This window comes from Streptococcus sp. 27098_8_75 (assembly GCF_041432475.1).
Lineage (GTDB): Bacteria > Bacillota > Bacilli > Lactobacillales > Streptococcaceae > Streptococcus > Streptococcus gordonii.
In genome coordinates this window covers 328,519-351,414 of sequence record NZ_JAPVZR010000001.1, presented here as the reverse complement: position 1 = coordinate 351,414, position 22,896 = coordinate 328,519, and the positions used below count along the sequence as shown (strand labels likewise).

At 42.7% G+C, this 22,896-nt stretch carries 20 protein-coding genes and 1 pseudogene; 13 read left to right on the top strand and 8 right to left on the bottom strand.

Translation table 11 applies throughout. The features are described 5' to 3' along the window. The first annotated feature begins 155 nt into the window (after positions 1–155). The 6 genes and pseudogenes from O3640_RS01625 to O3640_RS01600 all read left to right on the top strand — a co-directional run bounded on the left by O3640_RS01625 (position 156) and on the right by O3640_RS01600 (position 5,428). Complete coding sequence (locus O3640_RS01625; RefSeq protein ID WP_001291473.1) at positions 156–416, top strand: SemiSWEET family transporter; 261 nt, start codon at positions 156–158, stop codon at positions 414–416. Positions 417–624: 208 nt separating this feature from the next. Continuing rightward, positions 625–2,064, top strand: a complete 1,440-nt coding sequence (locus O3640_RS01620; protein WP_195321495.1) for a 6-phospho-beta-glucosidase — start codon at positions 625–627, stop codon at positions 2,062–2,064. Positions 2,065–2,446: 382 nt separating this feature from the next. Further along, positions 2,447–3,127, top strand: a complete 681-nt coding sequence (locus tag O3640_RS01615) for a response regulator transcription factor (protein WP_125396826.1) — start codon at positions 2,447–2,449, stop codon at positions 3,125–3,127. Position 3,128: 1 nt separating this feature from the next. Continuing rightward, positions 3,129–4,004: a sensor histidine kinase KdpD gene (locus O3640_RS01610; RefSeq protein ID WP_125396827.1), complete on the top strand. Its 876-nt coding sequence runs from the start codon at positions 3,129–3,131 to the stop codon at positions 4,002–4,004. A 448-nt stretch (positions 4,005–4,452) separates the two neighbouring features. Continuing rightward, positions 4,453–4,689, top strand: a pseudogene (locus O3640_RS01605) (methicillin resistance protein FmtA); the annotation flags it as partial. A 121-nt stretch (positions 4,690–4,810) separates the two neighbouring features. Then, on the top strand, positions 4,811–5,428 hold the full coding sequence (locus O3640_RS01600; protein WP_125396829.1) for a helix-turn-helix domain-containing protein: 618 nt from the start codon (positions 4,811–4,813) through the stop codon (positions 5,426–5,428). An 88-nt stretch (positions 5,429–5,516) separates the two neighbouring features. On the opposite strand, the gene O3640_RS01595 is transcribed toward O3640_RS01600, so the two are convergent. The 8 genes from O3640_RS01595 to pabB form a co-directional block, all read right to left on the bottom strand. Continuing rightward, positions 5,517–6,239, bottom strand: coding sequence for a lantibiotic ABC transporter permease (locus tag O3640_RS01595; RefSeq protein ID WP_125396830.1), 723 nt, complete (start codon positions 6,237–6,239; stop codon positions 5,517–5,519). Then, positions 6,232–7,164: an ABC transporter ATP-binding protein gene (locus tag O3640_RS01590; protein WP_125396831.1), complete on the bottom strand. Its 933-nt coding sequence runs from the start codon at positions 7,162–7,164 to the stop codon at positions 6,232–6,234. The genes O3640_RS01595 and O3640_RS01590 overlap by 8 nt, the downstream gene beginning before the upstream one ends. Positions 7,165–7,309: 145 nt before the next feature. Continuing rightward, on the bottom strand, positions 7,310–8,005 hold the full coding sequence (locus tag O3640_RS01585; RefSeq protein WP_195321496.1) for a lantibiotic ABC transporter permease: 696 nt from the start codon (positions 8,003–8,005) through the stop codon (positions 7,310–7,312). A 12-nt stretch (positions 8,006–8,017) separates the two neighbouring features. Beyond that, entirely contained in the window at positions 8,018–8,926 is a 909-nt protein-coding gene (locus O3640_RS01580) for an ABC transporter ATP-binding protein (RefSeq protein ID WP_195321497.1), read from the bottom strand. Between the two features lie 142 nt (positions 8,927–9,068). Further along, the gene (locus O3640_RS01575) at positions 9,069–9,761 is read right to left on the bottom strand and encodes an ABC transporter permease (protein WP_125396833.1); all 693 of its coding nucleotides are present in this window, start codon (positions 9,759–9,761) and stop codon (positions 9,069–9,071) included. A gap of 37 nt (positions 9,762–9,798) precedes the next feature. Next, complete coding sequence (locus tag O3640_RS01570; RefSeq protein WP_125396834.1) at positions 9,799–10,557, bottom strand: ABC transporter permease; 759 nt, start codon at positions 10,555–10,557, stop codon at positions 9,799–9,801. A gap of 16 nt (positions 10,558–10,573) precedes the next feature. Next, a complete protein-coding gene (locus tag O3640_RS01565) occupies positions 10,574–11,482 on the bottom strand; it encodes an ATP-binding cassette domain-containing protein (protein WP_125396835.1) in 909 nt (302 codons plus the stop codon). Positions 11,483–11,702: 220 nt separating this feature from the next. Then, the gene (pabB, locus tag O3640_RS01560; RefSeq protein ID WP_371586521.1) at positions 11,703–13,436 is read right to left on the bottom strand and encodes an aminodeoxychorismate synthase component I; all 1,734 of its coding nucleotides are present in this window, start codon (positions 13,434–13,436) and stop codon (positions 11,703–11,705) included. 132 nt (positions 13,437–13,568) lie between these two features. Between pabB and O3640_RS01555 the strand changes: the two genes are divergently transcribed. The 7 genes from O3640_RS01555 to O3640_RS01525 all read left to right on the top strand — a co-directional run bounded on the left by O3640_RS01555 (position 13,569) and on the right by O3640_RS01525 (position 22,590). Further along, positions 13,569–13,940 carry an insulin activator factor gene (locus tag O3640_RS01555; RefSeq protein WP_195321499.1) on the top strand — a complete coding sequence of 124 codons (372 nt, stop codon included), beginning with the start codon at positions 13,569–13,571 and terminating at the stop codon, positions 13,938–13,940. A gap of 285 nt (positions 13,941–14,225) precedes the next feature. Next, a complete protein-coding gene (metE, locus tag O3640_RS01550) occupies positions 14,226–16,478 on the top strand; it encodes a 5-methyltetrahydropteroyltriglutamate--homocysteine S-methyltransferase (RefSeq protein WP_227221248.1) in 2,253 nt (750 codons plus the stop codon). Between the two features lie 137 nt (positions 16,479–16,615). After that, entirely contained in the window at positions 16,616–17,470 is an 855-nt protein-coding gene (gene metF / locus O3640_RS01545) for a methylenetetrahydrofolate reductase [NAD(P)H] (protein ID WP_048777364.1), read from the top strand. Positions 17,471–17,925: 455 nt separating this feature from the next. Next, positions 17,926–20,310: a phosphoketolase gene (locus tag O3640_RS01540; protein ID WP_195321502.1), complete on the top strand. Its 2,385-nt coding sequence runs from the start codon at positions 17,926–17,928 to the stop codon at positions 20,308–20,310. Positions 20,311–20,531: 221 nt separating this feature from the next. Continuing rightward, entirely contained in the window at positions 20,532–21,374 is an 843-nt protein-coding gene (locus O3640_RS01535) for an HAD family hydrolase (RefSeq protein ID WP_371586518.1), read from the top strand. An 11-nt stretch (positions 21,375–21,385) separates the two neighbouring features. Further along, complete coding sequence (locus O3640_RS01530; RefSeq protein WP_195321506.1) at positions 21,386–21,982, top strand: histidine phosphatase family protein; 597 nt, start codon at positions 21,386–21,388, stop codon at positions 21,980–21,982. Beyond that, positions 21,979–22,590: a histidine phosphatase family protein gene (locus tag O3640_RS01525; RefSeq protein WP_371586516.1), complete on the top strand. Its 612-nt coding sequence runs from the start codon at positions 21,979–21,981 to the stop codon at positions 22,588–22,590. The genes O3640_RS01530 and O3640_RS01525 overlap by 4 nt, the downstream gene beginning before the upstream one ends. The last annotated feature ends 306 nt before the right edge of the window (positions 22,591–22,896 follow it).

Genomic DNA, 22,896 nt, shown 5'->3' with positions numbered 1-22,896 from the left:
TTTTCCTGCTTATAAATACTTTTCCTAACTTCACTCTTATTTCTTATCACAAGATTGTGATAGTTTACATCTTTATAACAAAAGTTTTAAAGACTTGATTGTTTTGAAATAAGATTATAAAATAAGATTCAGCAAAAATGAAAGAGGCTTTGAAAATGTCTGAAAAACAAATGAAAATTTTAGGTTGGGTAGCGACCTTTATGTCTGTTATGATGTATGTGTCTTACTTCCCACAAATCATGAACAACTTGGCTGGTCAAAAAGGAAACTTCATCCAGCCCTTGGTTGCAGCGATTAACTGCAGTCTCTGGGTCTACTATGGACTTTTCAAAAAGGAAAGAGATATCCCTCTTGCTGCAGCCAATGCACCTGGGATTGTTTTTGGCCTCGTAACGGCTATCACGGCTTTGATTTAAAAGGAACAGAGAAGACTGGTTTTCAGTCTTCTTTTTTTGTTCCAGGGGAGGCTATTTGCTTTTTCGAGAGGATAATTTTTTAAAAAACGATCTGATCAACTTAAATAGTAGAATAGTATCAGTATGTCACAGTATTTTATAAGAAAAGGTTTACAGAATGAGCTATAATATAAGTAAATAAACAAGCAATTAGAAAGCGAGTAGAAATATGACTGAAAAACTGACTTTTCCTGATGGTTTTTTGTGGGGTGGAGCGACAGCTGCCAACCAATGCGAGGGCGCTTATGATGCGGATGGTCGCGGGCTGGCTAATGTAGATGTGGTGCCGATTGGTAAGGACCGTCTGGCCATCATCACGGGTAAGAAAAAGATGTTTGACTTTGAGGATGGCTATTTCTACCCAGCCAAGGAAGCTATTGACATGTACCATCGCTTCAAGGAGGACATTGCTCTCTTTGGCGAGATGGGGTTTAAGACCTATCGTCTGTCCATTGCTTGGAGCCGGATTTTCCCTAAGGGGGATGAGCTGGAGCCCAATGAAGCGGGTCTGAAATTTTACGAAGACCTCTTTAAGGAATGTCGTAAGTACGGCATTGAGCCCTTGGTGACCATTACTCACTTTGACTGTCCCATGCACTTGATTGAGCAATATGGTGGTTGGCGGAATCGTCTCATGCTGGAATTTTACGAGCGTCTCTGCCGCACTCTCTTTACCCGCTACAAGGGCTTGGTCAAGTACTGGTTGACCTTCAATGAAATTAACATGATCCTCCATGCACCATTTATGGGGGCAGGGCTCTGCTTTGAAGAAGGCGAAAACGAAGAACAGGTCAAGTATCAAGCGGCCCATCATGAGCTAGTCGCGTCAGCCATTGCCACCAAGCTGGCTCATGAGATTGATCCAGAAAATAAGGTCGGCTGTATGCTGGCGGCGGGACAAAATTATCCTAACACCTGCCATCCACGCGATGTATGGGCTGGTATGGAGGAAGACAGGAAAAACTATTTCTTCATTGATGTGCAGGCGCGTGGTGAATATCCTAATTACGCCAAGAAAGCTTGGGAGCGCGAGGGAATCACTGTCGAAATGACAGAAGAAGACCTGCAGCTACTCAAGGAGCATACGGTGGACTTCATTTCCTTCTCTTACTATGCGAGTCGGGTAGCTTCGGGAGATCCTAAGGTTAATGAGCTGACGGAGGGCAATATCTTTGCTTCTCTCAAGAACCCTTATTTGGAAAGCTCTGAGTGGGGCTGGCAGATCGATCCGTTGGGCTTGCGCATTACGCTGAATACCATCTGGGATCGTTATCAAAAGCCTATGTTTATCGTGGAAAATGGTCTGGGCGCAGTGGATATTCCAGATGAAAATGGCTATGTGGCTGATGATTATCGGATTGACTATCTGGCAGCTCATGTCAAGGCCATGCGAGAAGCCATCAATGAAGATGGGGTAGTTCTGTGGGGCTACACGACCTGGGGCTGTATCGACCTGGTATCAGCCGGAACTGGCGAGATGAAGAAGCGCTATGGCTTTATCTACGTGGACCGGGACAATGAAGGCAAGGGAACGCTCAAACGTTCTAAGAAGAAATCCTTTGACTGGTACAAGGAAGTCATCGCGACTAACGGAGCATCTGTAAAATAGGAAAAAGGCTGAGATATGAATGTCTCAGCCTTATTTATGTTTTGTCCCTATCCCGTTCTTAGACTGATTTGGATGAGGAATGGGAAAGTTGTAGCGTTACGATCCCAACAAGAAATAGTGTAAATAATTTTTCTTTTATAAATCCTCGATAGCGAATATTATACTTCTAAAGATAACTCTACAAAATACTATAATCATTCTTTTCTTCCTTTCTACATGTGATCCAGAAATATTGCTTTCTTTCATTGTAAGGAACAGGTTTCAAATATTCTTCAAGAAATTCTAAAATATTTCTAAAGTTTTGTTAGAAGATGACATTTCATTGACTTACGTCTTTTTCCTTGCTACACTAATAGTAAAAATGGAGCGAAGGAGAAGGACTGTGGCTAGAATTCTGGTGATTGAAGACAATAATGATATTCATGCGATTCTGACAAGTCTGTTTGAGAAAGAACATGAAGTCTACTCGGCTTATTCGGGAACAGAAGGGCTGGCTGTTTTTGAGCGTGAAAAGCCTGATCTGGTCTTGCTGGATATCATGTTGCCTGGTAAGAACGGTGACCAAGTATTGAAGGAAATTCGTAGGACTAACAGCCAAGTACCTATTCTGATGCTGACGGCTTTGGGAGAGAAGTCTCTGGTCAGCGAGTATCTTTTAAATGGAGCCAATGACTATATTGTCAAACCCTTTAATCTGGATGAGGTCTTTGCCCGTGTGACAGTCCAATTGCGTAGTCTGTATGCCGCATCAGCCGAGGAAGAAAGCCTTTGTTTTAAGAATATTCAATTATTGCCAGCAACTTTTCAGGCTGTTTGTGGAGAGCGAGAAGTTCGTTTGAGTAAGAAAGAATTTCAAATTTTTCAACTCTTGCTCCGCTATCCTAAAAAAATATTTACTAAAGAAGCTTTGTTTGAATCTGTATGGGAAGAAGCCTATCTTCCTGGAGACAATACCCTCAATACTCATCTTAGCAACTTACGTAAAAAGCTGGCTCAGCTAGATCCATCCGAAGAATACATTGAAACAGTTTGGGGCTTGGGTGTAAGGCTCAAGGAGGACTGAAATGGGAGTTCTTGCATTTTTATTGGTCATTATCTGTCTGCTTCTAGTCCTCGTTTTGGTTCGTTATCATATGGCAGTTAAGGATGTAGCCCAGCAAATCCGGCAAAAGCGTCAACAGGCTAGTTCTAGTAGGCTAGCTCCATCGGTCCATGTAGCAAGTATTTTAGAGCTAACTGAAGAGGTTGAGGAGATCTTTCAGGAGCTGGATAAGACGACCTTTGTGGTACAGCAAGAAAAGAAGACTCTGGACATGGCTATCAGTAATATTGCTCACGATATCCGGACGCCTTTGACCATTGCTAGTGGCTATACCCAGCAACTATTAAAAGAAGATAACCAAGAGAGTCAGCAACTAGTCAAGATTGCGGATAGTCTGGGAATGGTGTCCAAACGGCTAGAAGCCCTGATGGAGTATCGCCGACTGATGGAGGGAGCTATTCGCCCGACCTTTGTTAAGACGGATCTTTCTCAGCTGGTGACTCAGCAACTTTTTGATTATTACGATGCCTTTCAAAAAGCTCAGATTGACTTGGATCTTGATTTGACTGAAGGTTTGACCTTGACAACGGATCCTGATATTTTGGAGCGTATTGTTCAAAATATGATAAGTAATGTCCTTAAGCATGGTCAAAAGGCTGCCAGTATTTCTCTGAAACAAGACGGAGAGCACTGTATCTTTATCGTCAAAAATATCGTTCAACAACCAATCTTGCACCTGGATAAATTAACCAACCGTTTCTATTCAGAAAATCTCTCCAGCAGTGAGGAGTCCTCTGGTCTAGGTCTTTATATCACCCAGCAGTTAGTCGAAATCCTAGGTGGGGACTTGACCATGAGAGCCGAAGACGACTGGTTTGAACTGGTTGTGACCTTGTAAAAAAGACTTGAAAAAGCAAAATAAGGAAGGCTCAGCTCTATCAGCTAGCCTTAAAATCCGCTCATAAACCTCAGCTAATTTTTGAATTGGCTGAGGTTTATTTTTAGATTAAATCAAAGAAAGGCATGATAAAAATGTCTTTTTGTTTTGTGGTTTGAGAAGTCAATTATCTTAGAGAGGCCATTTTGCCTGTCAAAGTGAAAAATCAGCCACATGCTCTAAACCCTTGATATAACTGACTTGCAACTAACAGTTGACAATGATTCCAAGTTCAATTACCCAAAAAGCAACTAGTTTTTTTCTTTATTCCAAGTCCAGTCGCTAGAAAGGCAACTGGCTTTTTTGTTAATCTGAAAGCAGAAGCCAAGTTTTTGATTTCAGATTAACAAATCGCTGTCTTTGAGGATTTTGATTAAAAACTTGAGTTTAATTTAAAGGAGGAAAAAGCATGAAGAAAATTCCTTTATTCATTATGCTAATCTTATTTTTGTTTTTAACTGCTTCTTTATCAGCTGCTGCTGATGAGGCTCAACTTCCCTCTGGGACATCCTATAGTCAAATCGGACAGAAAATCCAAGACTATGTCAAGGAATATGAAAAGACATCGGCCGGCATAGCGACAGCAGTCTTCGACAAGGACGGTACCATTTACCAAGATTACTTTGGCTATATGAACAAAGAAAAAGAATAAACCTAGCATTGTATGATGAGGTGACAGGCAGACTTTGCGGTGTCTTCGCCTTGTGCTATAATAAGTGTCAATGAAAGAAAGTATAAAAAATAAGAAAGAGTAGGTAAAACAATCCATGAATCTATCAGACAGAATCCAGTACCTGCGAAAAGCGCGGGGCATTTCGCAGGAGGGTCTAGCCGACCAAATCGGTGTGTCCAGACAGGCCGTTTCCAAGTGGGAGAGTGAGCAGAGTATGCCTGATTTGGATAAGATCATTTCCATGAGTGACTATTTTGAGGTGACCACAGACTATCTGCTCAAGGGAATTGAGCCTGTAGTCCAGAAAGAGGAAGAGCAGTCAATTGAGCACAGGAGAATAGCCAGCAATATTTGCTATCAACTCTCTCTTGGCTTGGTAGGTCTGGGCATCATCCTCTCCATTATCCTAGCTGATTTTATCAAGGTTAGTGTCTTGCTAACACCGGTGCTAATCGTTCAGGGAGTAGGTTTGCTGGTGTGGGGAATGGGCCGCAATCTATCCGAGGTAAGACCTTCTTTTCAGGTTAAGCTAGCCTTGATTTTATTCTTACTCTTTGTTCCCCTAGGATTTCTATCTAATGTTCTTTTTCCTATGGGCAAGATCTTTCCATATCCGACTAGTTTGGCAGCCAGCCTTGCCTTTGTCACTTTCTACCTTATCCTAGGAGTCTGCATCAGTCTGTTCTTGAATAAGCAAGTTTGGAAGCAGTGAAAGAAAGCCGATAAAGGCGGCTAGACCAGAAGGGGTGAAATCCGTTCAAAAAAACTCAGCTAATTTAGTGATTAGCTGAGTTTTTATTTTATAAATCTCTCTTCTTCAGAGTAGCCAGTCCTGCTATGGTAAAGACCGTGATCAGACTGAAAGCAAAGATAGCTGTTTTGGTGATGACACCTGGTATTGAAGCGTCCTCGTAGAAGAACTCCATCTTGATAGCCTTGAACCATTCATTATTGGCATCGAACATTTGACTAGGGAGACCGAGTAAGATGTAGGTCATGATATAGGTGATAAAGACGACACTATAGTTTCGAGTCAAGTAGAGGACAAAGCTGGTAATGCAGTACCAAGCGTAGGTACAGATGATCTGCATGACAAAGAGTATTGCGAATTGTCCCCAGAAATTAGCTGGTAGGGTTCCCATATTACCGCCGGTTCGGACAAATTCGATGACAATACCAAAAGTGTAGAGCAGTATGAACTGTAGAGGAAGTAAGCTGCCGATAACCAGTGCTTTAGAGAAGTAATATTGGGTCCGAGTCTTGCCTGTAGTCAGGTTATTGTGATAAAGTTTGTCATTGAGATCAACACCGAGAAGCAAGCTAGTCATGACATTGCAGGCAATAAAGAGCATGCCGATGTTGTAGGTGACGGCATATATGGCAAAAAAGATACCGTTGTCGGAACTGACGGCTGTGGAAGTGAAAATGGCGAGGAGAATTCCAAAGATGCAGAAAGCCTGCACTCCCCAGAATCCTACGGAGCGGAAGATACGGTAGTAATCCGCCTTGATACTATTAAACATGAGTGTTTCCTCCTTCTTGGTTGATTAAGTCTGTAAAGTATTTTTCTAAGTCTTTGTGGGCGTAGTAGATTTCCCCGATTGGGATGTCGGCTAGGACTAATTCCTTGGCAATCTTGCGAATTTCTTGTACTTGGCCGGAAATATGCAGCTCATCTTCCTTCTTGGTCGGCTTGATTTGGTAGCCGAGCTTGTCTTGCACTAAATGAGCAGCTTGCTGGATATTATCCGTTTTGAGGATGATATAGTCGCCGCTTTCTCGGTCAAATTCTTCCTTAGACAGCTCCTTGATGAAATGCCCTTGATTGATAAAGCCAAAACGAGTTGCGACTAGATAAAGCTCGGACAGGATATGGCTGGAAATGATGATGGTGATGCCCAGTTCTTGATTGAGGCGTTTGACCATTTCTCTAAATTCCTGAATCCCAACTGGGTCTAAGCCATTGATGGGCTCGTCCAGAATGAGCAAATCGGGGCGCCCCAAAATAGCAATGGCAATGCCTAACCGCTGTCTCATCCCCAGAGAGAAATTGCGGAATTTCTTCTTTCCAGTATAGGTCAGGCCGACATATTGTAGGGTTTTTTTGATGACTTTGTCAGCATTTGGAATGCCCCGGTCGGTACAGTAGTAGCGCAGATTTTCATAGGCCGACATGTGGGCATGTGCTACAGGGGTTTCGATGACAGATCCAGTATGGCTGAGGGCTTTGGTCCATTCTTGTTGGCTCTGAGAGCCCAGGACAGACACGGTTCCTCCGCTAGGATAGATGACTTGAGTGATAATTTTGATCAGCGTGGTCTTACCAGCGCCGTTTTTACCAATGAGACCGTAGATCTCTCCTTTCTTGATGGAAAGACTGACATCTTTCAGAGCATATTGATCCCCGTATTTTTTAGTAAGTCCTTTCACTTCTAAAACATTTTGCATGCTGTTTCTCCTTTAATTCCTTTGTTTATAGTTTTAGTATACAAACTAATTATCAAATATTTCTCAAGTCTTTTTAAAGTATTTCTAAAGAAATACGAAATGAAAAAATTAAAAGGAACCAGTTAAGAACCAGCTCCTTTTTTTACTATAAATCTTTTTTGTGGAAAGTATAGAGACTTGCTACGGTGAAGACGGTTCCAAAGACCAAGGCGATGAGAATAATTCTCAAGGTTACACCGTTGCTTTGAAGCGTATCAAAGTCAAAGCTCATGGTGAAATACTGCAGCCATAAAGATTTGGGGTATAATTGCGCAAGAGCTCCAGTTAAAGATGCGCAGAAAAGGTAACCTCCCAGAGCAGCAATCATAGATTTACTCAGATAAAGAATAAAGGAAATAATGGCTGTCCAAGCCATGACAGTCAGGCACTGCACAAAGAATAGAAGAATAAACTGAAGCAGGAAGATAGTGGATAAATCGCCAATACCGTTTAGAATGGCCGCTAGGATAAAGTTGATGCTATAAAAGAGAGCTAGCTGCAAGAAGGTTACGCAGACCATGACTAGGGCTTTAGAGACGAAGAAACTGGTACGGGAAACGCCACTGGTTAAAGTATTCTTGTAAAGCTGCTTGTTCAGATCTGTCCCGATGACGATCATAGAGAGGATAATGATGATAAATGTATTATTGCCGATTGCGCTGGAGCCAGCTTGTATCAGCTGGACGGCATTGAATTTGCTAAAGACTGCGCTCAAGGTCGTCAGTAAAAAGATGAATTCGGTAATCCAAACAGCCTTGGAACGAAAGAAACGGTAAAAATCTGCTTGAAAAGTATGTAACATGTTTTTTTCTCCTTACTGGACTAAATCTGTAAAGTATTTTTCTAAATCTTTGTGAGCTGCATAGATAGCATTGACATGAATGTTGGATAAGACCAACTCCCTGTTGATGTCATTTAGTTCCTGCTCTTGGGCGACAATGTGCAACTCGTCAGATTTATCAGCTTCTTTGAGCTGATAGTGGAGCTTGCCTTGGATGAAATTGGCAGCCTGGTCTTTATCGCTAGTCTTGAGGACGATATAATCTTCGCTGGCTCGGTCAAAGTCATCTTTGGTGAATTCTGCGACGAGTCGTCCTTGGTCAATCACGCCAAACTTGGTGGCTACCAGATAAAGCTCAGACAAGATGTGGCTGGAAATGATAAAAGTGATTCCCAACTCTTGGTTGAGTCGCTGAATCATCAGGCGAAATTCCTTGATGCCAAGCGGATCTAAGCCGTTGATGGGCTCATCTAAAATCATGAGTTCAGGCTTGTTTATAAGGGCGATTGCGATCCCCAAGCGCTGCTTCATTCCTAGCGAAAAGTTGCGGAATTTCTTTTTACCAGTATTGCTCAATCCGACATAGGCCAAGGTTTCCTTGATGAGTTGGTCGGGCTGGGCAATCTGGTGGACCTTGCAGTAGTAGTTGAGATTTTGATAAGCAGTCATTTGATTGTAAGCGACCGGTGTTTCGATGACGGTTCCTATCTTGCGTAGGGCTTCATTCCATTCCTTAGAGTTCTGCGAACCAAAGACAGACACGGTTCCGCTGTTGGCATGAATGAGCCGGCTAATGGTCTTGAGAAGAGTGGTTTTGCCAGCTCCGTTCTTGCCAATCAGTCCATAGATGTCACCTTTCTGGATCGAAAGACTGACATGATCAAGCGCATATTGTTGGCCATATTGTTTGGTAACTTGCTTTACTTCTAAAACAGTTTGCATAGCATATTCTCGCTTTCTTAGGTTTAACTATAGTATACAAACCAAATTTCAAATATTTCTCAAGTCTTTTTAAAGTATTTCTAAAGAAATACGAAATGCAAAAACAAACAAAAAGAGCTAGTCAGGGACTAACTCTGTATATTTATAAGTCTCGATGTTGGAAGGCCTGATAGCCACCCCAAAGGGATCCGGCAAGGATCAAGAATGTGAAGAAATCAGAATTTAGTTGAGGGAAAAGAGCGTGGAGGCTAGCCTGAAGCATTATCAGGACGAAAAAAATTAGATAGCTGGCTAGAGTGGAGTAGGTCAGGTAGAGTAAGCAGGCAAAGGCAGAACTACAGGCCATGATAAAGACAAAGGCACGAAAGAAGGATAGTGAAAAATTCTCAAAGAAATCCTTTGGCATGATCCCAGGCCCATGAAAGATACTTCCCAAGATAAAAGCTGTGACAAATACGGTAGCTAATTGAATAAGACTAGTAGTTGTAAGGGTAGCAGTTTTAAATAGATAAAAATCTTTTCGCGAAAGGCCACTAGCCAATGTATTCTTGTAGAGTTTTTTGGTTAGGTCTCGCCCCAATAAAGAAGTAGTGAGGACAAGAACTGCAATCATGACAAAAGGGAGGAAATCGTGAGCGACTTGATTGAGAGCTTGAAATCCTGTCCATCCTTGACGGACTATTTCATCTTGTTCAGAAGGTGTAGAGACATATAAGCTAAAGCTAGCTTCTCCAAAAGAGCTAACGAAGATGAGGAGGAAGAGCAGACCCTCTGTTATCCAAAAAAGTTTGGAACGGATGAGCTGGAAGAGTTCCGCCTGAATGGTGTGTAACATGGAATTTCCTCCTATTGTTTAAAATACTACTAGCATCTTATAAATTTTTTGTTTTAAAAATCTTCAGTCCCCCAATGAGAAAGAGGAGGGAGACAGCTGATGTTGTAAGGATAGCCTTGATGATAGTTCCTCCATCAGCTGCCATAGCAGTGTTGAAACGTAGAGTGAGATAGGGGAGCCATTCATTATCAGGATAAAAGATAAGAGGGATAGATAGCAGGGCTCCACCAATAAAATAGGTTAAAAAGCTAGATACGATAGAGTGACTGGCATAGAGGACCAAAGAGATGATGCTAATCCAAGAGATAGTGCTGAGAAATTGAACGAAAAGAGCAGCGCCCAGATGAGGCAAAAAAGAGCTAGGGGCAGTTCCGATTCCGTTGGACAGACTAGCAGTCACAAAGGAGATAGCTTGAATAAAGAGAAGGTGTAGAAGTGCGATGCTAACGCAGACAAAGAATTTAGAAAGATAATAGCTGAGTTTTGAAATGCCGTAGCTGAGGCAGTTTTTGTAGAGCTTTCGTGATAGATCCACTCCAAGGACCATACTGATGATAATAATGGTGAAAAAGAGCAGACTGTCTGTATTGCCTGCAAAATAGTCCAAAGCCTGAAGGCCGGTTAGTTTTCCTAGAGATTGACTAGCAGCCGCATTTCTGGAGATATTTGCTCCAAAATGAATATTTGCTTGAAGGAAGGTTGCTGAGAAAATCACACAGAATAATAAAAACTCAGTAATCCAAAAGCCTTTTGAGCGCATGAGCCGGTAAAAATCGGCACGAATGAAGTCGATCATAATGAGCCTCCCTTTGTTATTCAACTAAATCCGTAAAGAAGTTTTCCAGATTTTGGCGAGCATAGTAGATTTCTTGCACAGGTAGACCTGCAGCTACAAGTTCTTCTACAATCTTGCTGATTTGGTGCGAATGAGTGAAAATATGAATCTCGTCAGAAGCATTGACCACCTTAATACGATAATTGAGCTGGTCATGAATAAGCCGGCTGGCTTCTTCTAATTTGGAAGTTTTAAGAACAATATAGTCTTCGCTTTGCTCTTCAAACTCAGACTTAGAAATTTCGCGAATCAATCGACCTTGTTCGATGATGCCGAACTTTGTTCCCACTAAATAGAGTTCAGATAAGATGTGGCTGGAGATGATAAAGGTCATCCTCAATTCTTCGTTGAGCCGTTGGACCATCTGACGGAATTCTTTAATACCGACTGGGTCTAAACCGTTGATCGGTTCGTCTAGAATCATCAAATCTGGCTTAGATAGCAAGGCGATAGCAATACCCAAACGTTGCTTCATACCGAGTGAAAAATCTCTGAATTTCTTCTTGCCAGTATCTGTTAAGTTCACGTATTCCAAGGTTTCTTGGATAACCTTGTCAGCATGGGGGATATGGCGGAGTTTGCAGTAGTAGTTGAGATTTTCGTAGGCTGTCAAGTGGTTGTGAGCAACTGGCGTTTCGATGACAGATCCGACCCGCTTGAGGCCTTGCGTCCATTCTTTTTGATTTTGAGAACTAAAAAGAGAAACACTGCCACTATCTGCCTCTAGTAACTGAGCGATAATCTTAATGAGGGTCGTTTTTCCGGCTCCATTTTTCCCGATAAGACCGTAAATGTCACCTTTTTTGATGGTCAGACTCACGTCGGTCAGGGCATATTGTTGGCCGAATTTCTTGCTTATTTGCTGTAAAACCAAAATATTTTCCATGATAAGTTCTCCTTGTATAGATAGGGAGAGGAAGCTCTCTTTTCACTATCCAGTATAGTACCAATCTTTCAAATAATTCTCAAGCATTTCTAAAATATTTCTAAAGTTTTTTAGCAAAAAAATTCCTGCAAATAGCAGAAATTTTTCAGGTATATCTAGCTTATGTAAGTCCTTGATTGATCATAGAAGACTTTTTGATACAAGGCTTTAATGCTTACTTTCACATTGGTGGCTTGCGGTCCAATTCCAGCTCATACAGTCCTCTAACTGCGTTGCAAGCATAGATTTTATCGGCTTTAGCTAGATCAGACAGAGTCAGAATCTTTTCAATAGCTTGCCCCTCGTCCAGTAGTTGCTGGCGGTAGATGCCCTTGAGAAGACCCAGTTCTGCAGGAGGCGTGTAGAGTTTGCCGTCTAGCTCCAGTAGTAGATTGCCAATAGAGGTTTCCAGCAACTGGCCTTGTGCATTGTAGTAAATCTGTTCTTGCTGTTCCAAGGTCAGATGTGGCCGATGGCTGGTTTTAAAATAGGTGAAAGGCTGAGCTAGATTGGCTGTCTGCTCGACCAGTTTTGCCTTTCTGAAAGTCTCTGTTAGTGGCAGTAGAGGGGCCGTTTCTAGCCCAATGCTACCGTCTTTTTTTAGAGCTATACGCAGCCTATAATCCTGCCCTTTATCCAGCTGAGCGCAGCTTTCTTCTAGCTCTTGCCCTAGCTTACTTTGGTCAAAAGGATAGGCGAAGTAGCTAGCTGCTTCTGCCAGTCTTTGCAGGTGCTGGTCTTGCAGGGTCAGCTTTCCATCTGTCACTTTTCCAGTAGAAATCAGGTAGAATCGCGGATTCTTTCGATAGAGAACGGCGGATTTTTGCTGGGTTTCGATGTATTCAGATTTCCAGGTGCTGTCCCAAGTGATGCCACCGCCAACGCCGTAGATAGCTTTTCTTCCCTCTAGCTGAATGGTGCGGATGGCAACGTTAAAAATCCGTCTCTGGTCTGGTAGGCAGATGCCGACTGTACCGCAGTAAACCCCGCGAGCAGCTTTTTCTGTCGCCTTGATGATAGCCATGGTCGAAATCTTAGGAGCGCCTGTAATGGATCCGCAAGGAAAGAGCGCCTTGAAAAGCTCTGCCAGCCCGACTCTCTCCTGCAGCTGACTTTTGATGGTAGAGGTCATCTGCCAGACCGTAGAGTATTGCTCGACGCTGCAGAGATGCTCAACCCGCTCGCTACCTGTCTGAGAAATGCGGTTCATGTCATTGCGCAGCAAATCGACAATCATCATATTTTCTGCTCGGTTTTTGGCATCTTGAGCTAACCATGCAGCCTGCTCTCTATCCTGCTCTAAGGTCAGTCCCCGATTGGTGGTCCCTTTCATAGGGCGAGTGGTCAGTTGACCTCGGTACTCCTCGAAAAAGAGCTCGGGACTGATGGACAAGATGGCGGTCTCATCATGCTCTACATAGGCATTGTAGGCCGCATTTTGCTCAACGACCAGTCTGTTATAAATAGCCAAGCTGTCCTCATGATTGAGCTCTGCACACAGCTGCACCGTGTAGTTGACCTGATAGGTATCGCCCTGGCGGATATGATGATGGATAGTCTCGATAGCTTTCCGGTATTCTTGCTCAGAAGTCAGCCCCTGCCAAGCCTCTGGCATTTCCACTTCCTCATAGGTCAAGGGAATGGAAGCCTGCTCGCCCTTATCGTGGATAGTAAAGTAGAGGAGGTATTCCTTCTGGAGTGGAGCGGAATGAACTTGGAACTTTTCCTCGAAGGCTGGAGCTGCTTCATAGCTGACATAACCTACAGCATAGTATCCTTTCTCCTGCCAGCCCTGAATCTCTGTCAAAATTTCCTCCACTTGGTCAAGGCGACGAGTCTTTAGCTCCCTGATAGGATTTGTGAAAATCAGGCGTTGTCCCAACTGCTTAAAATCAATAATCGTTTTCTTGTGCATAAAGTTATTTTATCACAAGATAATTTGAATGAAAACGGTTTTATCTGGTAGAGCATCAATTCTTTCAAGAAAGTTGACAGATTAGAAAGTGGTTAGGTATACTATTTTAAAAAAAGAAAAAATGAGATTATTATGAAATCGAATAAATTGTTATTGGTAAATGGAATTACCAGTATCTTAGGAGGTCTCTTAATCCTTTACGCTTCTTCTGAGAGATGGGACTGGAAAATAGTTGATTTAGTTCCCAAATTGGTCGAAAACTATGGCTGGGGTGGCTTGGTAGTATTAATCAGCCTGCTGTTTTTGGCGCTTTCTATTGTCGGAATGGCTCATTATAGCGAAGACTCAAGAGTCAATAAGACCAGCCATAAGCTTCTCTTTTGTGCCTCTATTGTTGGATTTATCCCTTTTTTGGGTAACTTCGCTGACCTTTTATCTATAGGAGGAGGAGCTCTATACCTTTTAGATTTGCCGAGGTTTAAGAGTGATGACAAGGCTGAGTAAGCTGTGTCGCGTCCACTTTTTCTCATTCAAATAGCTTAGAAAATGATGGTAAAAGGTAAAATAAGAAAAACCAGCGAGAAAATCGCTGGTTTTTCTATTTTGAATTATAGTTTTTACTTATATCAAACAATAATTTCAATCAATGTCAGTTGGAAAATAAGGTTTTATAGTGACATAAAAAATCAAGGTATAGTTTTAGACTATATCAAAATTAGGGAAATTCCAATTATACAGGGGGTGGATTTTCTGATAAGATAAAATCAAGAAAAATTTTGGAGGACACATATGTCAACAACTATCATTGGTTTCCCACGTTTGGGTGAATTCCGCGAATTGAAATTTACAACTGAAAAATACTTTAGAAAAGAAATCTCAGCAGACGAACTCTTGGCTGCAGCTAAAGAGCTCCGTGCTAAGCATTGGAATATTGTTAAGGAAAAAGGGATTTCTGAGATTCCATCAAATGATTTTTCTCATTATGATAATGTGTTGGATGCAGCTTTTCTCTTTAACGTGGTGCCGTCATCTGTGCAAGGCTTGGAATTGACTGACTTGGAGCGTTATTTTGCCTTGGCTCGTGGCTATCAGGGCGAAAAAGGGGATGTCCGTGCTCTTCCGATGAAGAAATGGTTCAACACCAACTACCACTATATCGTTCCTAAATTTGAAAAAGAAACTCAAGTAAAACTTGCAGGCCACAAGATTTTTGATGAATTTGCAGAAGCTAAAGAGTTGGGCTTAGTAACCCGTCCAGTAGTGGTGGGGCCATTCACCCTCCTGCAAGTATCTGACTTTGAAGATGGTGTGGCACCGGCTGACTTTGTAGATGCCTTGGTGGCAGCCTATCAAGAAGTCTTTACAAAATTAGCAGAGCAGGGCGCAAAGCGTATCCAGCTGGATGAGCCAAGTTTGGTCAAAGATTTGTCTGCAGAAGAAAAAGCTCTCTTCTTGGATCTTTATAAGAAGCTTTTGGCAGACAAGAAAGGCTTGGAAGTCTTGATACAAACCTACTTTGGTGACGTTCGTGACGTCTACGCTGACCTTGTCAACTTGCCAGTAGATGCGATTGGTTTGGACTTTGTCGAAGGTAAGAAAACTCTTGAACTTGTTAAAGGTGGCTTCCCAGCTGACAAGACTCTTTATGCAGGTATTGTTAATGGTAAGAACATCTGGCGCAACAACTACGAAAAGAGCTTGGCTGTTCTTGAGCAAATCCCAGCTGAAAACATTGTCTTGACTAGCTCATGCTCACTTCTTCATGTGCCATTTACAACAGCTAACGAAGACTTTGAGCCAGCTATCTTGAATCACTTTGCCTTTGCAGTTGAAAAATTGGAAGAACTTCGTGACTTGGATGCTATCCGCAATGGTCAAGGTGCAGAGGCTCTTGCTGCTAACAAAGAACTCTTTGCGACGGAGCGTGTGGGTGAAAATACAGAGCTTCGTGCGCGCATCGCTGGTTTGACAGATGCAGACTACACTCGTTTGCCAGCCTTTGCAGAACGTGAAGCTATCCAAGAAGAAGCCTTTAAACTTCCAGCCCTTCCAACAACAACCATCGGTTCATTCCCTCAAACTAAGGAAGTCCGTGCCAAACGTTTGGCTTACCGTAAAGGTGAATTGTCTCAAGAAGAGTACGATGCTTTCCTTGCTGAAACTATCGACGAATGGATCAAATGGCAAGAAGAAGTTGGATTTGACGTGCTTGTACACGGTGAGTTCGAGCGTAACGACATGGTTGAGTACTTCGGTCAAAACTTGTCAGGTTACCTCTTCTCTAAGAATGGTTGGGTACAATCTTACGGTATGCGTGGGGTGAAACCACCAATCATCTGGGGTGACGTCACTCGTCTCAACCCAATCACTGTTAAATGGTCTAGCTACGCACAAAGCCGTACTGATAAACCTGTTAAAGGTATGTTGACTGGACCTGTTACCATCCTTAACTGGTCATTCCCACGTGAAGACATCTCTATCAAGGATTCTACTCTTCAAATCGCTCTTGCTATCAAGGATGAAGTTCTTGACCTTGAAGCTGCAGGCGTGAAGATTATCCAAATCGACGAGGCTGCTCTTCGTGAGAAATTGCCACTCCGTCGTAGCGACTGGTATGAAGACTACCTTGACTGGGCAATCCCTGCCTTCCGCTTGGTACACTCTACAGTAGCGCCAGACACTCAAATCCACACTCACATGTGTTACTCAGAATTTACAGATATCATCCCAGCTATCGACAACATGGATGCGGACGTTATTTCCTTTGAAGCAAGCCGTTCAAACCTTGAAATCTTGGATGAACTCAAAGCGAAGAACTTCCAAACAGAAGTAGGACCTGGTGTTTACGATATCCACTCACCACGTGTGCCGAACGAAGGGGAAATTGACCACACCATCGAAGCGATCCTTGCTAAAGTACCAAGCAAGAAAGTTTGGATCAACCCTGACTGTGGTTTGAAAACACGTGGTATTCCAGAAACCAAAGCTAGCTTGGTTCGTTTAGTAGAAGCAGCCAAAGCAGCTAGACAACACTTGAAATAATCCTCCTCTGACAAAATCGTTTATTTTTATGGAGGGCAAACCGAAAATTTAAACCGGAGCTGACAATCCTGCAGAAATTGTTCCTGTAGGATTGTTCTCAGCTTAGCGGTATATCACTGAAAGGAACTTTTTATTTTATGGTTCGTCACCACACACCTAGTCTCTCATTTGAAGTATTTCCTCCCAATCCAGCAGTAGGCAATGAAAAAATAATCCAAGCTCTTCGGGAAATGCAGGATATTGCACCTCACTATATTAGTGTGACTGCTAGCAATAATAAATTTAATATAGAGGAGACAACGGTACGTTTGGCTGACTTCATCTATAATGATTTGAAGATTCCTACCATCGCTCACCTTCCAGCAGTCTATCTAACCAAGGAAATGGTCTCAGATACACTCCAGGCTTTGGACAAGGTTGGGGTGCATAAGATTTTAGCTCTAAGAGGGGATATTTTCCCTGATGTAGCACCCAAGGATGATTTTAAGTACGCGACTGACTTGATTGAATACATCAAAGAAGAAGCACCGCACTTTGATATTGTTGGTGCCTGCTACCCGGAGGGACACCCTGACTCGCCAAACCAAATCTCGGATATTCAAAATCTCAAGAAGAAAGTGGATGCAGGCTGTTCTAGCCTTGTAACTCAGCTTTTCTTTGATAATGAGCGTTTCTATGATTTCCAAGACAAGTGTACCTTGGCAGGGATTGATATTCCCATTCATGCAGGGATTATGCCAATTCTTAACCGTAATCAAGCGCTTCGTCTCTTGAAAACGTGTGAGAATATCCATCTTCCACGTAAATTTAAGGCCATCTTAGACAAGTATGAGCATGACCCTGAGTCACTCAGAGCAGCAGGACTTGCCTATGCAGTGGATCAGATTGTGGACTTGGTAACTCAGGATGTTGCTGGTGTTCATCTATATACAATGAACAATGCAACAACTGCCCATCATATTTACCAGGCTACACATACTTTTTTCTCTTAATATTACCCCCCTATCCCTTATTCTTCTCAGACTGATTGATATTTAGCATGGTCTGGAAGAGAGGGGATTTTTTGGTCTCTGTAAGTCTTTATTTGAATCTGTTCTTGATTGTATTTTGTATTGGGGTATGAAATTGTTTACATTTCTTACAAATCAGCTGAAACAGATTATTTTAGTTAAAGTTAATTTAATTGTTTCATATTCCAAAAAGTATGGTAGAATGGTAACATAGGAGTTTTAAATCTTATTGATTAACTTCTTTTATATCACACCTATACTTCTACTAGATACAACCTCCTGACCCAATAAAGTATGGAAGTGAAAGAGGGAAAATTAAACAGCTAAATGTTTTATTTTTTGCACTTTTCAGGGGTTATCTTGGGAGAGACCAGGTGTAGATTCATGTTTAGGGACTTAGCTATGGCTAATCAACCCAAATAGAAAGGCGAGGAAACATGACAACAGATTATAATTCTAAGGCTTATTTAGAAAAAGTTGATGCTTGGTGGCGTGCTGCTAACTATATTTCGGCAGCTCAAATGTACCTAAAAGACAATCCGCTTTTGAAACGCGATGTGGTAGCTAATGATCTAAAAGCTCACCCAATCGGACACTGGGGAACTGTTCCAGGGCAAAACTTCATCTACGCTCATTTGAACCGGACGATTAATAAATATGACCTAGATATGTTCTACATTGAAGGACCTGGTCACGGTGGTCAGGTAATGGTTTCAAACTCATACCTCGACGGCTCATATACAGAGTTAAATCCAAATATTCCTCAAAACGAAGAAGGCTTCAAACATTTGTGCAAGATCTTCTCATTCCCAGGGGGTATCGCTTCTCACGCGGCACCTGAAACACCAGGTTCTATCCATGAAGGTGGAGAACTCGGTTATGCCCTATCTCATGCAGCAGGAGCTATCTTGGATAATCCAGATGTGATTGCAGCAACTGTTATCGGTGATGGTGAAGGGGAAACTGGTCCATTGATGGCAGGTTGGTTGTCAAATACTTTTATCAACCCTGTTAATGACGGTGCTATTCTTCCAATTTTCTATCTTAACGGTGGTAAAATTCACAACCCAACTATCTTTGAACGTAAAACAGACGAAGAATTGACCTTGTTCTTTGAAGGTTTAGGTTGGAAACCTATTTTTGCTGACGTAACAGCTATTTCAGAAAATCATGAAGCTGCTCATGCTCTTTTTGCGGCTAAATTGGACGAAGCAATCGAAGAAATTAAGAAAGTCCAAGCTGAAGCTCGTAAAGGATCAGCTGAAGAAGCAACTCAAGCTATTTTCCCAGTATTGGTTGCCCGCATTCCAAAAGGATGGACTGGTCCTAAGTCATGGGAAGGTACTCCAATCGAAGGTGGTTTCCGTGCTCACCAAGTGCCAATTCCAGTAGATGCTCACCATATGGAGCATGTTGATGCCCTTCTTGATTGGTTGAAATCTTACCGTCCAGAAGAATTGTTTGATGAGTCTGGAAAAGTCTTGCCAGAAATCGCTGCGATTGCACCGAAAGGTGACCGTCGTATGGCTATGAACCCAATCACTAATGCCGGTGTAATCAAGCCAATGGACACTGCTGATTGGAAGAAACACGTCCTTAAGTTTGAAACTCCAGGCGAGATTGTAGCACAAGACATGATTGAGTTTGGTAAGTACGCTGCTGACTTGGTAGATGCTAACCCAGATAACTTCCGTATCTTTGGTCCAGACGAAACAAAATCAAACCGTCTGCAAGAAGTCTTTACTCGTACTAGCCGTCAATGGTTGGGCCGTATGAGACCTGAATACGATGAAGCTTTGAGCCCAGCGGGTCGTGTTATTGACTCACAATTGTCAGAGCATCAGGCTGAAGGTATGTTAGAAGGTTACGTCTTGACAGGTCGTCATGGCTTCTTCGCTTCTTACGAATCATTCCTTCGTGTAGTAGATTCAATGGTGACACAACACTTCAAATGGTTGCGTAAATGTAAGACTCATACTACATGGCGTAAGAACTACCCAGCCTTGAACTTGATTGCAACTTCAACAGTATTCCAACAAGACCATAATGGTTATACTCACCAAGATCCAGGTATCTTGACTCACTTGGCAGAGAAAACTCCAGAGTATATCCGCGAATACTTGCCTGCAGATACAAACAGCTTATTGGCTGTTATGGATAAAGCCTTCAAGGCAGAAGACAAGGTTAACTTGATTGTTACTTCAAAACACCCACGTCCGCAATTCTACTCAGCTGAAGAAGCAGAAGAATTGGTACGTGAAGGTTACAAGGTTATTGACTGGGCTTCAACTGTGTCTAACAATGAAGAGCCTGATGTTGTCTTTGCAGCAGCAGGAACTGAGCCAAACTTAGAAGCTCTTGCTGCGGTATCTATTCTCCACAAGGCCTTCCCAGAGCTTAAGATTCGCTTTGTTAACGTGGTTGATATCTTGAAATTACGCCATCCATCTGTAGATGCGCGTGGACTTTCAGACGAAGAATTCGACCAAGTCTTCACAACAGATAAGCCAGTTATCTTTGCATTCCATGGCTATGAAGGAATGATTCGTGACATCTTCTTTAACCGTCACAACCACAACCTTCGTGTTCACGGTTACCGTGAAAATGGAGATATCACTACTCCGTTTGATATGCGTGTTATGTCAGAATTGGATCGCTTCCACTTGGCTCAAGATGCAGCAAAAGCAGCACTTGGTGAAGATGCAGCTGTCTTCTCTGCTAAAATGGACGAGACTGTGGCTTACCACAATGCTTACATCCGTGAAAACGGTGATGATATCCCAGAGGTTCAAAACTGGAAATGGGAAAACATTAATAAATAATCTTTAAAAGGCTAGGAATTTTTTCCGGCCTTTTTTGTGTATTTGAGAAGCTAATTATTTAAATAAATCATAGAATAGTATCAGAATCTCTGATTATTTCATAGGAAAAGGCTTTCAAATAAGTATATAATAGAAGAAAACTAAATAACTTCACTAAAACAAGTTAATTTAGAGTGAGAAATATACAAATTTTATGTCAAAAATGAGAAGGAAGGGGCTTTATGACGAGAAAAATCATCTTTTTGGATGTGGATGGGACCCTCATCGACTATGATAATCATATACCGGAGTCTGCTGTACTTGCCATTCGCAAGGCACGGGAAAAGGGACATTTGGTTTATGTGTGTACAGGTCGCAGCAAGGCTGAGATGCCGCCGGAAATTTGGGATATTGGCTTTGATGGCATGATTGGGGGCAACGGTTCTTATGTAGAGCATAAGGGTCAGGTTATTCTGCACCAGCTGATTCCTCAAGAGGTTGCTAAGAGGCTAGTGGACTGGCTTCAGGAGCGGGGGCTAGAGTTTTACCTGGAGAGTAATAATGGCCTCTTTGCCAGCAGGGACTTCCGCGAAGCAGCACGACCAGTGCTTCAGACCTACGTCCTTGGAAAAGGTGCTAAGCCAGAAGAAGTCGTAAATATGGAGGCTGAAGAAGCCCTTCACGGCCTGGTCTATGGAGGAGAGCTCTACCGAGACGACCTGAATAAAGTCAGCTTTATCCTCAAGAGCTACCAAGACCATATGGACTCTAAGTCAGCTTTTCCTGAGCTCAAGGCGGGTACTTGGGGAGGCAAGGGGGAGCATGCACTCTTTGGTGACTTAGGAGTCAAAGATATTACCAAGGCGCATGCCATTGAGGTTCTATTACAACATCTTCATGCTGACAGGGCGGATACTCTGGCTTTTGGCGATGCCAAGGTTGATATTCCTATGCTGGACTATTGTCAGGTCGGCGTTGCTATGGGAAATGGCGGAGCAGAAATCAAGGCCATGGCCGATCTGGTGACAGACTCTGTCAGTCAAGACGGTCTCTACAAGGCCTTTGAAAAGTTAGAACTCATCTAAAGGAGATATGGATGATAGCAAAAACTCTTTATCTGATGCGGCACGGCCAGACGCTTTTTAATCTGCGCCACAAGGTGCAGGGCTGGTGTGATGCTCCTCTGACCGATTTTGGTATTTATCAGGCCAAGGTGGCAGGGAAATATTTTAAGGATGCGGGTATTACTTTTGACGATGCTTATAGCTCTACTCAAGAGCGAGCCTGTGATACCTTGGAATTGGTAACGGATGGTAAGATCCCTTATAAGCGTGTCAAGGGACTCAAGGAGTGGAACTTTGGCACCTTTGAAGGGGAAAGTGAAGACCTCAATCCGCCCCTGCCTTATGGAGATTTCTTTGTAACCTATGGCGGTGAATCACAGGATCAGGTGCAGGAGCGTATGGTAGCGACCATTCTTCAGCTCATGCAAGAGACGGATGGTCAGTCTGTGCTCATGGTCTCCCATGGCGGATCTATGGCTAATTTTGCCAGAGCTTGGCAGAAAAACTGGCGTCTGAATGATTTGGGTCACATGACCAACTGCGGTATCTTGAAGTTTACTTTTGAAGATGACCAATTTTACCTAGAAGAGGCCATTGGCCACGATTTTAGCGATTGGGAGGGAAAATGAAAGATTTATATTTGATGCGGCACGGCCAGACTTTTTTCAACCAAGAAGGCTTGGTGCAAGGAGTTTGCGATTCTCCTTTGACAGAACTAGGGCAAGATCAAGCTCGGCAGGTAGGAGCTTATTTGCAAGGGCGGGGCATTCGTTTTGGCCATCTCTATTCCTCCACCCAGGAGCGAACTTCTGATACCTTAGAACTTGTCTCCGACAGGACCGACTATACTCGCCTCAAGGGCATTATAGAATGGAACTTTGGTCTTTTTGAGGCTCAGCCCGAACGCCTGCAGCCGAAATTTCGACCAGGAGCTACCTCTTTTGAAGACCTCTTCGTCCCTTATGGCGGAGAAGGCGTGGACCAAGTTGGTGAGCGCATGCTGGTCACTCTGACTGAGGTTATGGAGCAGGCAGGAGCAGAGCCAGTCTTAGCTGTTAGCCACGGCGGTGCCATGTGGGCCTTTTATCTCAAGATTGCAGCCCAAGCTCTGGATCCCAAGGTGCGCTTTGGCAACTGCGCCATCTGCCATTACCATTATGAGCAGGGACACTTTAAGCTGGCAGAAGTTATTGACCCACTGACAGGTAGTGTGTATGAGTGTGAAACTTCTCTTTGACTATAAAAAGAGAGAATAAGTACGGAAAAAGATCAGACTCAAGTTCCTTTTCTAGATATGAAATACAGTTCTTAGAAATAATATTCTAAGGACTTTTTATTTATCTCTCATCGAAAAGTGTTAAATGAAAATGAGAGTTAGATTATTTTCATATTGTAAACAGTCTCTTTAGTCCCATTTTTGAAATTGGCTTGTAGTTGATCTAGATTTTATCTAATGGATTTGTAAAGTGAAATGAGAGGAAAATAGCGAGAAATTCCTTATTTATGAGGGTGTTAGGAGGATTTCTGAACTAATTTCTATAAT

Bases quoted from the DNA above. Each gene is read 5' to 3' on its own strand.
- O3640_RS01570 (WP_125396834.1), bottom strand. From the start codon at position 10,557: ATGATCGACTTCATTCGTGCCGATTTTTACCGGCTCATGCGCTCAAAA.
- O3640_RS01530 (WP_195321506.1), top strand. From the start codon at position 21,386: ATGATAGCAAAAACTCTTTATCTGATGCGGCACGGCCAGACGCTTTTT.
- O3640_RS01535 (WP_371586518.1), top strand. From the start codon at position 20,532: ATGACGAGAAAAATCATCTTTTTGGATGTGGATGGGACCCTCATCGAC.
- O3640_RS01555 (WP_195321499.1), top strand. From the start codon at position 13,569: ATGAAATCGAATAAATTGTTATTGGTAAATGGAATTACCAGTATCTTA.
- O3640_RS01540 (WP_195321502.1), top strand. From the start codon at position 17,926: ATGACAACAGATTATAATTCTAAGGCTTATTTAGAAAAAGTTGATGCT.
- O3640_RS01620 (WP_195321495.1), top strand. From the start codon at position 625: ATGACTGAAAAACTGACTTTTCCTGATGGTTTTTTGTGGGGTGGAGCG.
- O3640_RS01600 (WP_125396829.1), top strand. From the start codon at position 4,811: ATGAATCTATCAGACAGAATCCAGTACCTGCGAAAAGCGCGGGGCATT.
- O3640_RS01595 (WP_125396830.1), bottom strand. From the start codon at position 6,239: ATGTTTAATAGTATCAAGGCGGATTACTACCGTATCTTCCGCTCCGTA.
- metE (WP_227221248.1), top strand. From the start codon at position 14,226: ATGTCAACAACTATCATTGGTTTCCCACGTTTGGGTGAATTCCGCGAA.
- O3640_RS01625 (WP_001291473.1), top strand. From the start codon at position 156: ATGTCTGAAAAACAAATGAAAATTTTAGGTTGGGTAGCGACCTTTATG.
- metF (WP_048777364.1), top strand. From the start codon at position 16,616: ATGGTTCGTCACCACACACCTAGTCTCTCATTTGAAGTATTTCCTCCC.
- O3640_RS01590 (WP_125396831.1), bottom strand. From the start codon at position 7,164: ATGCAAAATGTTTTAGAAGTGAAAGGACTTACTAAAAAATACGGGGAT.
- O3640_RS01525 (WP_371586516.1), top strand. From the start codon at position 21,979: ATGAAAGATTTATATTTGATGCGGCACGGCCAGACTTTTTTCAACCAA.
- O3640_RS01580 (WP_195321497.1), bottom strand. From the start codon at position 8,926: ATGCAAACTGTTTTAGAAGTAAAGCAAGTTACCAAACAATATGGCCAA.
- O3640_RS01565 (WP_125396835.1), bottom strand. From the start codon at position 11,482: ATGGAAAATATTTTGGTTTTACAGCAAATAAGCAAGAAATTCGGCCAA.
- O3640_RS01585 (WP_195321496.1), bottom strand. From the start codon at position 8,005: ATGTTACATACTTTTCAAGCAGATTTTTACCGTTTCTTTCGTTCCAAG.
- O3640_RS01575 (WP_125396833.1), bottom strand. From the start codon at position 9,761: ATGTTACACACCATTCAGGCGGAACTCTTCCAGCTCATCCGTTCCAAA.
- O3640_RS01610 (WP_125396827.1), top strand. From the start codon at position 3,129: ATGGGAGTTCTTGCATTTTTATTGGTCATTATCTGTCTGCTTCTAGTC.
- pabB (WP_371586521.1), bottom strand. From the start codon at position 13,436: ATGCACAAGAAAACGATTATTGATTTTAAGCAGTTGGGACAACGCCTG.